Below are 15,904 nucleotides of genomic sequence, written 5' to 3'. Positions count from 1 at the left end.
AATCGCACGCTATTCATTGTCAGCTATCGACAATCATTCAACGTGATCAGAGTCGGTGTGATCGGTCAGGTCTAGCTTGAATGGGTGAGCAGGCAGATTACTGTCATTAAACAACGGTGCCGGACCCCAATTACGCCATGCGTAACGCATCATAACCGGTTGCGGCACTTTCGGCGTGGCCAACGTAATCGTGCCAATACTGCGGCTGTTGATCGGAATACCGAATTCCGTAGCGTTGTAATCGACCACATTGACCTTCGCGTTGACCAGATCGTCAATATCGCAATCCACGAAAATCGCGGCGTAGGCCGGATGGAACACGCCATCGGCACCGGCAAGCTCGAAACCGGAATGTTCCGGCAAACGCACCAACGAAGGCAGGCTCTTGGCGAGCTCATCGCCGAAACTGTCGGGCGTAGTACCGCTGAAATGCAGGCCGTGCGCGTACCGGAAGAACAGACGCACGCGACCGCCTTCGTCGCAGCGGAAGCCCAGCACAGTCGGACCATACACCGGAATACGGCTCATACCATACACTTGGCGAAGCGCACAATTGCCTAGACGCTCGCCGGGCGTGCGCTTATCAACCGGGTGAATATTGTTGTATTCACCGCAATCCATGGTGCAGATGGCGAACACGTTGTCGATGGACTGCGCGGCATCCCACTGGGCTTCGCGCAGCACCGGCCACAGCATCGGATCACCGTCGCTCTCATCGACCGTCTTGTCGATCCATTGCGGCAACTGCACAATCAGGAACGGTAGGCTTTCACTCCACAGCGCACGCCATTCACCAATCATCATGCCCAGCAGCTCACGATAGGAATCGCAATACGGCTCGTCTTCCTCGCCCTGATACCACAGGAATCCAGCCAAGGAATAGGGCACAATACGCTCCAGCATGGCATGGAACGGACCAGTCGGACGCCACTGTGAAGTCGGCGTCATCGGTGGCGGCCACGGACATTCGCCATACTGTTGGGTGAGCGTATCCCACGTCACATCAGGATCGGCTTCACGAGCTGCAGCAATCGACGCATTCCAAGTATCAGAACGCGACTGCCATTCGCTATACTCCAAATCGAACTGTCCCTGCGTTTTACCGGCGACCGCCTGCTCGTAGCGAGCAAGATAAGCACGCCCGGATTCGCTGGAATTCAGCGCATCCTCGCTCATCCAACAACTAATCGACGTACCCCCGATATAACAGTCGATAATGCCGATTGGAAGGTCGGAATCAAGTTCATCACGCAGTTTTCGCGCAAAATAGTACGCTACAGCACTCATCACGCCACTGTTTTCGGGCGATGATTCCTGCCAACTTGCCGCATGTTCGGCATTGCGATTAATCACGCCGGTTTTCGGCACATTGTAGAAACGCAGGAGCGGATCAGCGCAGCTTTCGAGGGCTTCCTCGGCGTTTTCACTGTTGCGCAGCTCAAGTTCCATATTGCTTTGCCCGCCGGCAAGCCACACTTCACCGATCAGCACGTCGTAATATTCGATGAAATCGTTGCCTGCGGTAACGCGCAGCGTGTAAGGTCCGCCTTCGGGTTGCGCGGGCAACATAACGCGCCACGGAGAAAAGCCGTTCTTGATTTCTTTGGAGGCGTACGCGTGCGCCTGCACGATCACGGAACCATCGAAATCGCGTATTTCCGCCGAAACCTCAAGTCCGGCGCAGTCGGCATTCAACGCACCGAACACGGCAATGGGTTTGTTACGTTGCAACACCATATGCGAGGCGAAAATCGCGGCAACGTGCAGAACTCCTGCCGTGCTACGGTCATCGATGGGTTCAACCGATGTTGTCATTTCAGAACCAAGAGCAGGACCAGTCGCAGTGACCATGACATCTCTTCCTAATCAAAAATCCCTACGCGTTGTATCCTATGTCACCTTCCCGTCAAAATACATGAAACTTGCCGTTGCCGCGACGGATTTTTACGGTTTCGCGGCTCACTTTGTGGACCAGACACGCTACAAGATGGAGGCTCCGGTAGGATAGACCCCAGTTTGCAGGACAAAATCCATGCATGAAAACACGAATTTCATCTGCGAATGGTAGAAACCCGAACGCTTTTCCAAGCGTTCACCCCACTACATAAAAGGAGTGCCAAGTACAATGGCTGCACAAATCTGGTATGAGAACGACGGCGATCTCTCGGTCCTCGAAGGCAAGAAAGTTGCCATCATCGGTTACGGTTCCCAGGGTCACGCCCACGCGCTGAACCTGCGCGATTCCGGTGTGGACGTCGTCGTTGGCCTGCGTCCGACCTCCAAGTCCGTTGAGCACGCCAAGGAGCAGGGTCTGGAAGTCAAGTCCGTTCCGGAAGCCGCTGCTGAGGCCGACATCATCATGATCCTGGCTCCGGATCAGTACCAGCGCACCATCTGGGCCAACGACATCGAGCCGAACATCAAGCCGGGCGCTGCAGTCGCATTCGCCCACGGCTTCAACATCCACTACGGCTACATCAAGCCGTCCGAAGACCACCCGGTCTTCATGGTCGCCCCGAAGGGCCCGGGCCACATCGTGCGTCGTGAGTACGCCAACGGCCGTGGCGTCCCGGTCGTCGTGGCCGTGGAGCAGGATCCGCGTGGCGACGCTTGGGACATCACCCTGGCTTACGCCAAGGCTCTGGGCGCTCTGCGTGCAGGCGCCATCAAGACCACCTTCACCGAGGAGACCGAGACCGATCTGTTCGGCGAGCAGAATGTGCTGATGGGTGGCGTGAACAAGCTCGTTGAAATGGGCTTTGAAGTCCTCACCGACGCCGGTTACCAGCCGGAGATCGCCTACTTCGAGGTCTGCCACGAGTTGAAGATGCTCGTCGACCTCATGAACGAAGGCGGCCTGAACAAGGCCCGCTGGTCCTGCTCCGACACCGCCCAGTACGGCGACTATACCAACACCTGCATCGACGAGCACGTGCGTGAGCGCATGCAGTACCACCTGAAGCGCATTCAGGATGGCTCCTTCGCCAAGGAGTTCATCGATGATCAGGACGCAGGCGCTCCGAAGTTCAAGCAGCTGCAGGAGGAGTACGGCAACGTGCGCATCGAGACCGTTGGCCCGAAGCTGCGCGCCATGTTCTCCTGGAACAACGGCAAGGATGATGACGCCGACATGGCCACCTTCACCGGCAAGATCGCCCGTGGCTGAGTGACTTAGGGCTTCGCTTGATCGGGATTCCGATCAAGCGGCCTCGGTCCATCGGAATCCGGTCAATTGGTCCCGATAGACCGGATCGCAAGCCTCAATTACCAATGGAAGGCCGTCGCCCGTTTGTGGGTGTCGGTCTTCCTCTATTTTCAGAAGATTTCACGGTTTTGAGGTTTCAAGGTTCCGAGATTCCAGAACCACGGTTCCAACGAATAACCCCGTACTCGAAAAAATGCGATCCTCGCCACCAATCCCCGGCTAACACAGGCAAGGGGGCCTTGAATCGACAGAAACCAGAAGAGACCATACCCCCATACACGAAAAAGTCGAGAATCGCAAGCAAAACCGGAGATGATACAGAAACGGGGGCATCAAATCACCAAAAACAGCATGAACCATACCCCCATGCGCGAAAAACCCGATTCATCGCACCAAACACCTGTCAGCGCGGCAAAAGGAGCCAACACAACGCAAAAGACCGCCGTCCGAACGAATCGGGCGACGGTCTTAATGCTTCAGATTCCGGCTCTCAGCTCGGAATCAGGCGATCTCACTGAACCTGGGTACGAGCAATCTTGCCGTTGAAGGACTCGGCCATATCGGCATCGGCGTCCACCTGGTTGTTCCAGGAGAACATGGCGCGCAGCTTCGGGCCAACGGTCTCCAGGTGCGGGTGGCTGTACTCTTCCTGCAGCTGCTTGAACTTCGGAGCGCCAGCGGCCTGATCATCCATGAACTCCTTGGCGAAGGAGCCATCCTGAATGCGCTTGAGCTGGTACTGCATGCGCTTCTTGGTCTCTTCGGTGATGACGGTGGAGGTGTAATCGCCATACTGAGCAGTGTCGGAGCAGCTCCAACGAGCCTTGTTCAGGCCGCCTTCGTTGGCCAGATCCACCAGCATCTTCAGCTCGTGGAACACCTCGAAGTAGGCGATCTCCGGCTGGTAGCCAGCCTCGGTCAGCACGTCGAAGCCCAGATCGCACAGGTGGTTGATGCCACCCATGAGCACGTCCTGCTCGCCGAACAGATCGGTTTCGGTCTCCTCGGTGAAGGTGGTCTTGATGGCGCCTGCACGCAGAGCGCCCAGAGCCTTGGCGTAAGCCAGGCACAGCGGCCAGGTCTTGCCATCCGGATCCTGCTCCACAGCCACGACGACCGGGACGCCACGGCCGGCGGCGTACTCACGACGCACGATGTGGCCCGGGCCCTTCGGAGCGACCATGAAGACCGGGTGGTCCTCGGACGGCTTGATGTAGCCGTAGTGGATGTTGAAACCGTGAGCGAAAGCCAAAGCAGCGCCCGGCTTCAGGTTCGGCTCAACCTCTTCCTTGTAAACCTTAGCCTGGTACTGGTCAGGCAGCAGAATCATGACCACGTCGGCTTCGGCGACGGCCTCGCCGACCGGCTTGACTTCCAGGCCCTGCTCCTTGGCGTAATCCACGGACTTGGAGGTCGGACGCAGGCCAACGACGACGTCCACACCGGAATCGCGCAGGTTCAGTGCATGAGCGTGACCCTGAGAACCGTAACCAAGGATGGCCACCTTCTTGCCTTCAAACACAGACAGATCGGCGTCCTTTTCGTACCAGATAGTTGCTGCCATGATTGGCGCTCCTTTTATTTTCTTTTATCGCTTCGGGATCGTACTTTTCCCGAAAAAACTTTCGATTTCTGTTACTTGTTCGGTTGTTGCAACGACTTGTGATTCCTAGGATGTTACTCCCCCCGGATTGTGTCCGAGAAATCACACCGCCTCTCCTGCGGAACTGTTCTAGTCCCGTTTTCTTTATATTGGTTGCTGACGTTCACATAGTGGTTATGTTTTGCGTCAAACGCTTTTTGTGAGGGCTTCGGGCGATTCCACCCGGACACCGCCGAAGCCCTCACGGACATCACTTGGTGAAATCGACGTCCTTAGTCTCCTTGCAGCTCAGCACCGCAACAAGGCAGCACACGGCCATCACGCCGAGGTACAGACCGACGGAGTGCACACCCCAGTGGTGGGACAGCCAAGTGGCGATGGTCGGCACGAATGCCGCGCCGACGATGGCGGCCAGGTTGTAGCCGATGCCGGAGCCGGAATAACGCACGTTGGCGTCGAACAGCTCCGGCAGGAACGCGCCGATCGGACCGAATGCGGTGCCCATCAACGCGAAGCCGATGCACAGGAACAGCAGGTTGGCGGCGAAGTTACGCTGGCCGACGACCGCCGGATCAAGCAGGAACGGGAAGAGCAGCGCGAATGCCACGAGGCAGCAGGACGAGATGACGATCACGCGCTTGCGGCCGAATTTATCGGCGTTCACGCAGGAAATGACGATGAACGCGGCGAACACGCAGATGGCAAGCATCAGCATGAGCAGGTATTCACGATTGGTGAAACCAAGGTTGCCGCCGCCCTGCTCGACGGTTTTGGTGCCCCAAGCGAGGGACCAGGTTGCCAGCGTGTAGAACAGCGTGTAGGTGACGGCCACCAGGAACGTGGCTTGGATGACTTCCTTCCAGCTCTTCTTGAACACTTCGGTCAGCGGAGACTTGACGACCTTCTTCTGTTCCTGAGCCATGCGGAAGATCGGGGTCTCCTCCATCTGCACGCGCACCACAAGACCGACGATCACCAGCACTGCGGACAGCAGGAACGGCACACGCCAACCCCATGCCAGCATCGCATCGTCATCGTTGAACGTTTCCAACAGGAAGTAGGTGCCGTTCGACAGGAAGAAACCGATCGGAGCACCCAATTCCGGGAAGGAGCCATACAGCGCACGCTTGTCTTCCGGAGCGTTCTCGGTGGCCACCAAAGCGGCACCCGACCATTCGCCGCCCAAACCGATGCCCTGCACGAAACGGCACAGGCACAGCGCGGCGACAGCCACAATGCCCCACTGGCTATAAGTCGGCAGGCAGCCGATCAGGAACGTGGCGACACCCATGGTCAACAGCGAAACCACCAGTGTGGTCTTGCGGCCCATGCGGTCGCCAAAATGGCCGAACACCAAGGATCCGAGCGGACGTGCAATGAACGCGATGGCGAAGGTCAGCAGGCTGGCTAGCAGCGCGACGGTCGGATTGGTGGTATCTCCGAAGAACACCTTCGGGAAATAGTTCGCAGCGGCGGTGCCGTATGCGTAGAAGTCGTAGAACTCGATGGCGGTGCCGACCATGGAAGCGGCGATCACGGTTTTCACCGAATCGCGCACCATTGCCTGCGCTTTACCAGCGGCTGCTTCGACTGCACTCATTGGATTACTCCTGTTACGTCTGTCATGTGCTACCGGCTCTCAACATGCGCCGATAACGTCTTTCTTCTATTCTCTTGTTGCAGTCTTCATTTCGTTGCCTTACGCCTTGTGGGCGGCAACAAAAAAGACCCCGCAGTATGCAGGGCCATCAACGTGTGTGTTTTGCGCGCCTCAAACCCTGCCTCCGTTGGCGAGGGATTGAAGCTGCATTGCTCGAATCAGTCCGCCAACGAAAGCGGAATAATAATTCGTACGGACAGCAGTACGCGTGCAACCATTCCGTTCATCGTGGCGAACCTCCTTTCGCAAAGTCTTGTATTCGGCGGGCGATCCGCTCGAACTAAGCCGTAAAGATAAGCGCGTCCACATATCCTTTCTACTAAAGGTTCACTATGTGGACGCGCAATTTTGAATTTGATATTCGTTTTTCGGATTATCTCAGATCATCCAAAATCATTTCAGCAGCAACGTCAGCACGCCCGCAATAGCCATGCAACCGGCGGCAACAGCGAAAATCAGCAGATACTCGCCAGTCACCGCAATCGCAATCGCGCAAACGACAGCGCCAATCAACGAACCGAACGTATTCGCCAAACTGAACGCGGCCAACGAACGACCAACGGAACGCACATCCGGTAACGTCGCAAGATTCAGCCCTTGGCTCACGCCGTCATACACCACATACGCGAAACCTGCAAACAGCGCATACAACGCGACCGCCATCGCTCTATCGATCGGTGTCAACGGAAGTACTACAGCAACCACAAACAACAGGCAGGCGGCAATTGCGGGAATACGGGAATCCTTGAAAGCGCGGGCGATACGACCAAGCAGAAGCGCAGCCAACAGCGAGCCGACGAACGCGGCAACGGCCATCACCGACATAACCGCAGCCGCTCCGGACAAACCAAACATGGCGACCTGCGAAACATCACCCAAACCATCCTGCGCAAGATACCACTGGTAAATCGCAATGCCGGAAGTGGCTGCGATGGCAAACATGCGCGCGGCAAACGCAATGAAGAACTTCGGAGCGCCCTTCGGCGGGCGATACTGCGAAAAATAATCGCCCTTCTTCACACTCTCACGAGGCAAATAGCTGCTGGAACCCTCAAACGGCAACACCAGCAACGTAGCCACACCAGCCACCACCAGGCACAACGCAAACACCATCATGGCGAAACGCGTGGTGCCATTCCAACCGGAATCGTCGGCGGCCCACGTAAGCGAAACGGCCGCGATAATGCCCAACACCTGGCCGAACGCCTGTCCAACGCCACGCCACGCGTCCGCACGATCACGGAACTTGTCGGGCACGCGCTCACCGAAAGCGGCCGCCAGCGGCATCGACACCATCGCATGTCCGATCAGCGTGAACAGCCAGAACACGATGACCAACGGCATGAAATCGCATGCGGAAAGAATCGCCACCGACGTGGCAGTCAGCACCGTGCCGGCGATGATCCACGGGGTGCGGCGGCCCAGCGGGCAGTACGAATGGTCGGATCCGACGGAAATCCACGCGTTCATCAGGAACGTCAGCAGCGTGCCAACGACGCTGAGCAGCGCCAGATCGGTGACGCGGTCGGTGCCGGAAAGACGGCTGATGGTCTGTGGAATGAGCACGGAGTTGAGCGCGGCCATCGGCGCGGTGAACAGCAGCGCACCAAGCGCGAAGCCGGCGGTGAGGCGATGTACCTGCGGCTTGGTGGGCGTAGTGCCGTCGGGCGCGGTCATCGGATCACGCAGGTCAAGGAACGACGATTCGAGGTTCGGCACGGCGGCGTCAAGATGGGCGAACGCGGTCAGCGGGGAGCCACTTTCCGTGTTGATGAGGGTCTGCTGCACTTCCGGACGCTCGTTGGAGGCCTCGGGCACGCGCGGATTCTGCTGTACGGCCAGGCGCTTCAGGGCCGCTTTGGCCTCTTCGGTCAGCGTTTTTTCGTAATCGGGACGGTCATCGATGCCGGGGCGCACAAATACCTGGCCCGGCAGCGGCTGCGGCTGCATTGGAGTCTGCTGCCCATCTGCATTATGTTGATTGTCTTCAGTCATCTCTTGTTTCTATTCCTGTTTTTCTTGTTTTATATTGTCGCTTCTCGTTCTTGCTTCTATTTCGTTGCTCGTTTTCGAAATGTCACACGAATATTCAGTACATATGAAAATCGCCCGGACACACTGCAACAGTGCATTCGAGCGATTCTTTCGGCGAAATCAACCATATCAATACGTCCTGTCAGGCAACAGAAACATGCGACGGCAAATCCAGTTGTATATCCATGCGCAGCAGTATTGCGGCAACGTGACTCCCATCAATCACCAGCACAACCGCCGTCAACAGGAACACAAGCCATGGCAGCAGCGACTGCTTGAGATTGCGTATCAAACAGCACGCCCATGATGGTGAAAAATATGTTGTCTTAATCGAAGAGCTTTGACATCTTTGACGTACGCTCACCTTACCCGCTTTTGCTTGGATTTCAGCTGATTCTCGGGAAAAACGATTTCTTGAGAAGCAGAATGCGAATCGTCCTTCCTGAAGGAGAGGTGGCAGGAAGGACGATTACAGATTTATGGATGCACGCGCGATCAAGCGACGACCGGTGGGTTGGTGATCAGATCGTCCGTACGATGTTCGCCCGCGGAATCACGCCATGCGAGCGTGGCGACCGGCGTGGTGTTCTCCACACCAAGACCGCGACCCGGCTCGAACGTGAGCGCAGCCTCGGTAGTTGCGCCCTTCCACGTGAAGCTGATGGACGTGTCACCGTCGGCGCTGTACGAAAAGGCTCCGTCGAACGCGTCAAGCTCATTGCGGAACTTAGCGAGCGCATTCAACGCCTTCACCACCGGACGCTGCAGATTCTCATCAATCTCAGCAGTGGAATAATAGTGACGATTGATATCGCGGCCATTGTTGGTCTTGCGCAGCAGCTCCATGTCGTTCTTGCCGGCAAGCGCGCCAACATAGTAGACCTGTGGAACGCCTGGCAGGAAGAACTGCACTGCGCGAGCCGCAATATAGTGCTGATCGTTGCATCCCAGCGCCGAATAGTAGGTGCTGTTGACCTGATACAGATCAAGATTGGACGCGGCAGCGCCGGTAGCGGCCTGCGATTCGCCGTGCGTGTTCGCGTGAATGGTGTTGACGAGATTGTCAACGTCCTCATCAGGCACGAGCCCCTTGAGCGAACGATCCAACTGGTCGGAACCAATATCGATCACTCCGATGCCATCATGCGTATCGAGTACGGTGACGGCATTGTTCGGACGGATGTCGGTCCAATGCGCGACCGGCTCAACGTGACCGGTATTCAACGAATGCAGCAGCAGCGGCGGAAGCGCGAAATCGTAGACGCGATCGACCTTCGATGCAATCTCAACCTGCTTCTTGTAGTAGGAATGCACTTCGATGAGGATTTCCAGACCGCGCTTGACACCCTCTTCACGCAGGCGGGAGATGAGCTTGAACGTCTTCGGAGTCATGAAGCAGCTCGTGCCAGCTTCCTTAGCGCCGTAGCCGACGGCGTCGAGACGAATGTAACTGACATGGGATGCGGCCATCTGATCGAAGATGGACATGAGGTATTCCCAGCCCTTGTCGGAATCGGTGTCGATGTCCACCTGCTGCGGGGTGAAGCTGACCCATACCAGACGGGTCTTGCCGGCGAACTTGTAGTGGGTGAACGGCAGGCCCGGGCGCGGACGGTAAATGCCGGCCAGATCCTCTTCGGTGGCGCCGTTCGGGAAGACGGAGCTCATGGTCAGAAACATCGGGTAATACTCGGATTCCTCACCTTTTTCAAGCACGTCTTGGAACTGCTTGGATTCCCAGCTCATGTGGTTGACGATGGCATCGACCATGATGCCGTGGGTCTTGGAAAGTTCAGCAACGTCATCCCAGCTGCCGAGACGCGGGTCGACTTTGGTGTGGTCGATCGGGTCGAAGCCTGCATCCGCACCATCGAACGGAGTGAAGAACGGCAGGATATGCACGCCGTCATACACGCCGTCGAAGCGGGTGCGCAGGATGTCGGTCATCGAGCTAAGAGTGCCATCGCCGAGACGATCGGCGTAAGCGATGAGCTGCACTTTGTTTTTCATGGGACCTCCCTTGGTTCATGGATGCAGGTGCAATGTGTACGCAGTGTATGCGTGCTTTTACATACTTGTATGTATCGAACCGGTTTGATATTACCTCGAAAGGGACGTTGATGTCCAGTAATACCGCAAAATGCGCGTGTCGAACCGGTTTGATGCGGTGTTCTACACAACCCAGCCTGTCCGACCCCAATGTGTCCGTTTCTGCAGAATCGGACATCCAAACATCTCACACATCACACATGACCGATTCTCCAGAATCGGACACATATGCACAAGTCGGATGATGAGCACGACTATCGACGGGCGTCCGCTGGTTGTGGACGCCTCTGAAATCGATGCGATCCACACCGGGCACACGCATGAAGACGCGCAGCATCAACGCGTGGTATCGCCTGGCACCAGCGTCATGGGAATAAGCACGTTCGGCTCGAACGGCTTGGGGACGTTCTTGCGTGAAGCGTTAGCCGCGGCCACTTCCTCATTGGCAATAGCCTGCACGATATGGTCGGCCACCGACTGTGCGATCGCCGCGAAATCCTGCGCGACCGCGGTCAGCTTCATGCCGGCCAAATCAGTCAAATACGTACCATCGTAGGCAACGATCTGCAGCTCGTCAGGAATGGAAATTCCACGGCTCAACGCTTCGCGCACGCAGAACGACGCACCAATATCGGAACTGACCACGGCATCGACACCGTCGGTCGTCACCTTGTCGAGCGCATTGCTGACCGCACGATGAAAGCCGGCAAAATCCATCACTTCGCCAGCTTCAACATACTCGTATTTCACGCCTACGGAGGTCAATTCCTGTTCCAACGTGAGGTAGTAGCGCACCGTCGGGAACGTGGTCTTTCCCAAATCGAACGGTCCTTCCTCGACTTCTCCGCGCGCAGCCAAATCGAAGAATTGATCTCGCGGACCGCCAATCACCACCACATGTTTGGCACCATTGCGGATCAGCATCTGCGCAATCAATCGCCCACCCTGCTCGTGGTCGGATCCGATCGACGAAATACCGTCTCCAAGCACACGGTCGAACGCGACGATCGGGCGATGAATCGACGTCCAATAATCGCCAGGATGCGAAGTGTGCGCACACATGACGATGCCGTCCATCATGTGCCGACGCAACATGTCGACATACTGGATTTCGCCGCCCGCCTCATCTGCGGTAGAGCACAGCATAGTGCGTAATCCTTGCGCAGCGAGCGCATGCTGCAGATGCGCGGTAAACGTTGCAAAGAACGGGTGGCGGATGGTGGGCACGATGACACCGACCAGATTCGTACGATCATGATACAGATTGCGGGCAAGCTCGTTCGGCACATAATTGAGCAGTTGCATGGCTTTGCGCACACGTTCGCGCATGTCATCAGACACGTACCCGTTGCCGTTCACCACCAGCGAGACGGTGCTCAGAGACACCCCGGCCTTCTTCGCCACATCGCGCATACCGACCATGATCGCACCTTCCCCGTCATCACTGTTCTATCGCTGTATTCTCACGTGCTTACCGCTAATATTACATTCATTTACATTCTCTCGAACCTGTTCGACAGTCCGGTGTATATATCGTTTGACGCGGGTACCCCTAACTTTATTTCCATCATGTGATTTTCATGATGCCCTCTTGAAATCACATTCATGGGCCACTTTTGCACTGCATTCGATACCGCATCGATGGAATATATATCATGCGCAACATCTTGCAAAACATCACAATTGCGTACAACGAAAGAAACGGCGCAAAGCTTGCGATATCCACACTCACTTTGCGCCGTCTTCTTGTATTGATAATGGCCTACATTGCGATCATCGCGATCAGTCGGTCGGAACGTCACCAGACTGCGTGTGGTCAAAGACCGGCTTGTTGTCTTTGTCAAAGGTGTAGACGCCGATATTCGCAGAACTCGGATCATTGTTCTTATTGAACGGCCCGATACCGGTCTGGCCCTGATACTGGATATCCTTGCCATCCTTCAGCAGCGGCTTGGTCTGGTCGAATGCAATCACCAGCGTTGCATCCGGACTGGCGGCCTTGATGGCGGTTGCGCTCAGATTTCTTTCACGCTACTCAGCGACCGTCCGCGTAACGTGAAAATTACGCCGGATTGGCGAGCAGCGCAATGCCGAAACCGGTGGCCACGCAAATGAGAGGCACCGCGACGGTTGCTATTCCATAGCCCAGAGCCAGCGTAAAACGACGCTGGCGAATCAATGAAACCACTTCGTTGAGCGCCGTGGAGAATGTTGAGAAACCACCGAGAAATCCGACAACGAACATCATGACCGTGTCCATATCCACCGATTGCGAATAGTAGGACATCATGGCGATGCCTGCGCATAGCGAGGCGACGCCGTTGATGACGAGCGTGGATAGCGGGAAGTTGCGGCTCGTTCTCCGATTCTCGCGGTTCCAGCCTCGTTGAATTGACACGTCGAGCACGTAACGGGCCATGGCGCCCAGACCGCCGAACAGACAGATCATCCACATCATCAGCGCACCTCCCCGGTAGCCGGGTCGGCGACAAGCGAAATCTCCGCAGTAATCGGTTTGGGCTCGAAGCTGGGCGGAAGCAGGTTGGCCGGCTGCTGGATCGGCTGCGACTGCTGCTGGGGCTGCTGGATTGGTTGCGGCTGCTGAATCGGCTCGGGCAGCTGCCCCAAGTCTGGAGTATCCGGCTCGCGCAACAACGGCTGCGATGACTGTGTCAGCTGAGGAACGACCAGCGGCGGAATCTGCGGAACGTGGCCTGTCTGCATAGGCTGGATGGCAGTCGGCGGCACGGTTGGCGCTTCGACTCGCGGAACCTGTCCCGTCTGTGCAATCTGCTGGGCCGTCTGCGCGGCCTGCTGCGCCACCTGCGCGGCTTCCATTGCGGCCTGCGCGGCAGAACGCGCCACGTCGGCCACTTTCACATGGCGTACGCCCTGCGTGTCCGATTCGACAGAATCGGACACGGAAACAGCTGAAAACGCACCCCGAACCCGCTTTCGAGTACTCCGTGACAGCAGTGCCTGCATCAGAACCACGCCGGCGGCGGCAGTGAGCAAACCGCCTGCAAAATTTCCCGCAAGATAGCCAAGCGCACTGGCGATATGCCGCTCATGCAAACCTTCCATCGTTTCCAGCATCACGCCGGACATAGTCGAAAGCCCGCCGAGCAAGCCGAGCCCAACGCCACGGCTGACAACCTGCCGCACCCGGCGACGCAGCCACGAAGCGGTCGCCATGAATTCGGTCAGCATCGCAAACAGGAAGCAGGCGACCATATTCGACACAAACGTGCCCACAACGAACGGCGTCCCGCTAACCGACGGCAGAAGCATATCCAACGCATGCCGACAGCCGACTCCAACAAATCCACCGACGAACACCACAACATACATCAGTCCGTCGGCGAGCGGATTGAACCGTGCCTGCATACGTTTCATCGGTGCCAGGGGAATCGTAGGCGGATCCATGGTGTTAGCGGCGGGCGCGGTTGCACCAGTATGCGTCACCTCAACAGCGTCGATTGCCTGCGTGATAGGATGCGAGTCCTCACCCGCAGTCACCACGTCTCCCGGCGATTGTTCTTGCGATTCCATTGCGCTCCCCCTGTACTGGCCTTCCGCGGACAGCGTTGTTCCGCCCATAGGCCGTGCAACAACGAGCTGGGCCGCGATTGCTGCCTTCCTAACGCATATGAGTTTACACGGAGCGCAAACGTATGCACCCTAGATATCCGATTCCGCAGATTCGGACATCCAGAGTCCAGCCGAATTCAGCCAGGCTCAGTCAAGCCGGGCATCACACAGCCGCCGCATCGCAGGTCGCACCTCGCGCTCCTCCTCGCCACTGAACAGCACCACCAAATAGTCACCGGCACGCAGCCGTGTATCACCGCGCGGCACGATCTCGCTTTCGCCGCGACGCAGGCCGATGATCAGACACCCAGACGGCCAACGCACGTCACGCACCCGCTTGCCGTCCGCAATCGCCCCCATTTCCAATGGCAGTTCCATAATGCCGCTGCCCACATGGCTTGCGATCGCCATCTGCATGCCTTGCGCGCGCACGTACCGCTCCAGCAACTCCCCATAGATCGGTTTGGTGCGCAGCAAATCGGACACCAACAGCGCGATGAAAGCGACGGCCGCGACCGGCAGCATGTGCGTCAATGTTCCAGACATCTCCACAGCCAACAGAATCGACGTGATCGGCGTTTTCACGGACGCGGCGAGCGTGCCCGTCATCACGCACACCGCGAACACCGCCACTGCGTCAGATGGCAGATCACCGAATCGATGCAACACTTCACCGCAGATGCCGCCAGCCAACGAACCGACCGCAAGAATCGGCATGAAAATACCGCCAGGCGCGCCTGAGCCGAAACTCGTGGATGTGAACAGCATCTTCGCCACGAACAGCAGACACAGCATTCCCAAGCCGACGCGCGCATGTTCGGCGGTATCAATCAGATTCGAGCCGCCGCCGAGCACATCAGGCAACCAGATGCCGACAGGCAACGCGATCGCAATCGCAATCATCGGGCGGCTCCATGCCGGCAGTTTGCCGTACAGCGTCTGGAAGCCAAGCAACGAGCGGTTCATCAGCGAACCAACCAAACCGGCCACCAATCCCAACGGAATCAGCCACACATACTCTTCCAATGACAGCTGACCGATATCACCGAAATCCAAAACCGGACGCAGACCGAAACAGTATTTTGAGACGAAATCAGCAGTCAGCGATGCGGCGGTGGCGCCCATCAGAATCGCAGGGGAAAAACTCCGATGCACCCCTTCCAAAGCGAACATCATGCCGGACAGCGGCGCGCTGAACGCGGCGGACAAGCCGGCCGCGGCACCGGCGGTGACCAGATAATGCTCCTGCATGTCCTCACGGCGGCGGCCGCGCAAACGGTGGGACACACACTGCGCGCCCGACGCACCAATCTGAATGGACGGCCCCTCACGGCCGAGCGACAGACCAAACAACGCGCCCAACAGTCCGCCGACGAAACGGACTGGCAGAATCGTCTGCCAACGCATCTTCAAGCCGCATATCACCACGCCGTTGGTCTGCGGGATGCCGCTGCCACCAGCCATCGGCTCCTTGCCGACCATCCACGCGATCGCCAGCGCGGCCGCCACCGCGGCAACCGCCCACGGCGCAATCAGCCACGGGGTCTCGCGAATCCGCGCATATATCCAACGGGACGCATCCGTGCCGTATTCGATGCCGAGACGGTATACGACAACCAGCAATCCTGAAACCAGACCAATGACTATGCCGGCCGCCGCCATCTTCCACTTCAAGTGGTCGAATCGCGGAATCAGCCGGCGGATATCATGTGCCGCGTCGTTACCAGTCAAGCCGGGAAACTCGTTGCCGACGGTCGTTGCC

The 15,904-nt window shown here is 57.4% G+C and carries 11 protein-coding genes; 1 reads left to right on the top strand and 10 read right to left on the bottom strand.

The window, feature by feature from the left end; genetic code table 11:
* Nucleotides 1-33: 33 nt before the first annotated feature.
* The gene (locus BBCT_RS00330) at nt 34-1,851 is read right to left on the bottom strand and encodes a sialate O-acetylesterase (RefSeq protein ID WP_003833677.1); all 1,818 of its coding nucleotides are present in this window, start codon (nt 1,849-1,851) and stop codon (nt 34-36) included.
* 274 nt (nt 1,852-2,125) lie between these two features.
* Here BBCT_RS00330 and ilvC (BBCT_RS00325) point away from each other — a divergent pair, with 274 nt between their 5' ends.
* Entirely contained in the window at nt 2,126-3,166 is a 1,041-nt protein-coding gene (gene ilvC, locus BBCT_RS00325; RefSeq protein ID WP_003833676.1) for a ketol-acid reductoisomerase, read from the top strand.
* A 550-nt stretch (nt 3,167-3,716) separates the two neighbouring features.
* Here the strand turns inward: ilvC (BBCT_RS00325) and ilvC (BBCT_RS00320) are convergent.
* From ilvC (BBCT_RS00320) to BBCT_RS00280, 9 genes are all read right to left on the bottom strand, one after another.
* The gene (gene ilvC / locus BBCT_RS00320; RefSeq protein WP_003833674.1) at nt 3,717-4,769 is read right to left on the bottom strand and encodes a ketol-acid reductoisomerase; all 1,053 of its coding nucleotides are present in this window, start codon (nt 4,767-4,769) and stop codon (nt 3,717-3,719) included.
* 289 nt (nt 4,770-5,058) lie between these two features.
* Nucleotides 5,059-6,408 (bottom strand): MFS transporter, encoded by a 1,350-nt coding sequence (locus BBCT_RS00315; protein WP_003833672.1) that lies wholly within the window; start codon nt 6,406-6,408, stop codon nt 5,059-5,061.
* Between the two features lie 453 nt (nt 6,409-6,861).
* On the bottom strand, nt 6,862-8,463 hold the full coding sequence (locus tag BBCT_RS00310; protein ID WP_003833670.1) for an MFS transporter: 1,602 nt from the start codon (nt 8,461-8,463) through the stop codon (nt 6,862-6,864).
* Nucleotides 8,464-8,997: 534 nt separating this feature from the next.
* Nucleotides 8,998-10,512: a sucrose phosphorylase gene (gtfA, locus tag BBCT_RS00305; RefSeq protein ID WP_003833668.1), complete on the bottom strand. Its 1,515-nt coding sequence runs from the start codon at nt 10,510-10,512 to the stop codon at nt 8,998-9,000.
* A 375-nt stretch (nt 10,513-10,887) separates the two neighbouring features.
* Nucleotides 10,888-11,973, bottom strand: coding sequence for a LacI family DNA-binding transcriptional regulator (locus BBCT_RS00300; RefSeq protein WP_003833666.1), 1,086 nt, complete (start codon nt 11,971-11,973; stop codon nt 10,888-10,890).
* Nucleotides 11,974-12,333: 360 nt separating this feature from the next.
* Nucleotides 12,334-12,525 (bottom strand): hypothetical protein, encoded by a 192-nt coding sequence (locus BBCT_RS00295; RefSeq protein ID WP_003833664.1) that lies wholly within the window; start codon nt 12,523-12,525, stop codon nt 12,334-12,336.
* 88 nt (nt 12,526-12,613) lie between these two features.
* Complete coding sequence (locus BBCT_RS00290; RefSeq protein WP_003833663.1) at nt 12,614-13,009, bottom strand: fluoride efflux transporter FluC; 396 nt, start codon at nt 13,007-13,009, stop codon at nt 12,614-12,616.
* Entirely contained in the window at nt 13,009-14,103 is a 1,095-nt protein-coding gene (locus BBCT_RS00285; protein WP_033512852.1) for a fluoride efflux transporter FluC, read from the bottom strand. Before BBCT_RS00285 ends, BBCT_RS00290 begins: the two co-directional genes overlap by 1 nt.
* A 186-nt stretch (nt 14,104-14,289) precedes the next feature.
* On the bottom strand, nt 14,290-15,873 hold the full coding sequence (locus tag BBCT_RS00280; protein WP_003833659.1) for a ClC family H(+)/Cl(-) exchange transporter: 1,584 nt from the start codon (nt 15,871-15,873) through the stop codon (nt 14,290-14,292).
* Nucleotides 15,874-15,904: the final 31 nt, after the last annotated feature.

Source organism: Bifidobacterium catenulatum DSM 16992 = JCM 1194 = LMG 11043 (assembly GCF_001025195.1).
In the GTDB taxonomy this organism is placed as follows: domain Bacteria; phylum Actinomycetota; class Actinomycetes; order Actinomycetales; family Bifidobacteriaceae; genus Bifidobacterium; species Bifidobacterium catenulatum.
Note: the sequence above shows the minus strand (reverse complement) of the source record. Positions and strands in the feature narration are given on the sequence as shown.

Excerpts from the sequence above, each read along its gene's own strand:
- gtfA (WP_003833668.1), bottom strand. The coding sequence starts at position 10,512 with ATGAAAAACAAAGTGCAGCTCATCGCTTACGCCGATCGTCTCGGCGAT.
- BBCT_RS00330 (WP_003833677.1), bottom strand. The coding sequence starts at position 1,851 with ATGGTCACTGCGACTGGTCCTGCTCTTGGTTCTGAAATGACAACATCG.
- ilvC (WP_003833676.1), top strand. The coding sequence starts at position 2,126 with ATGGCTGCACAAATCTGGTATGAGAACGACGGCGATCTCTCGGTCCTC.
- BBCT_RS00315 (WP_003833672.1), bottom strand. The coding sequence starts at position 6,408 with ATGAGTGCAGTCGAAGCAGCCGCTGGTAAAGCGCAGGCAATGGTGCGC.
- BBCT_RS00285 (WP_033512852.1), bottom strand. The coding sequence starts at position 14,103 with ATGGAATCGCAAGAACAATCGCCGGGAGACGTGGTGACTGCGGGTGAG.
- BBCT_RS00300 (WP_003833666.1), bottom strand. The coding sequence starts at position 11,973 with ATGGTCGGTATGCGCGATGTGGCGAAGAAGGCCGGGGTGTCTCTGAGC.
- ilvC (WP_003833674.1), bottom strand. The coding sequence starts at position 4,769 with ATGGCAGCAACTATCTGGTACGAAAAGGACGCCGATCTGTCTGTGTTT.
- BBCT_RS00290 (WP_003833663.1), bottom strand. The coding sequence starts at position 13,009 with ATGATGTGGATGATCTGTCTGTTCGGCGGTCTGGGCGCCATGGCCCGT.
- BBCT_RS00310 (WP_003833670.1), bottom strand. The coding sequence starts at position 8,463 with ATGACTGAAGACAATCAACATAATGCAGATGGGCAGCAGACTCCAATG.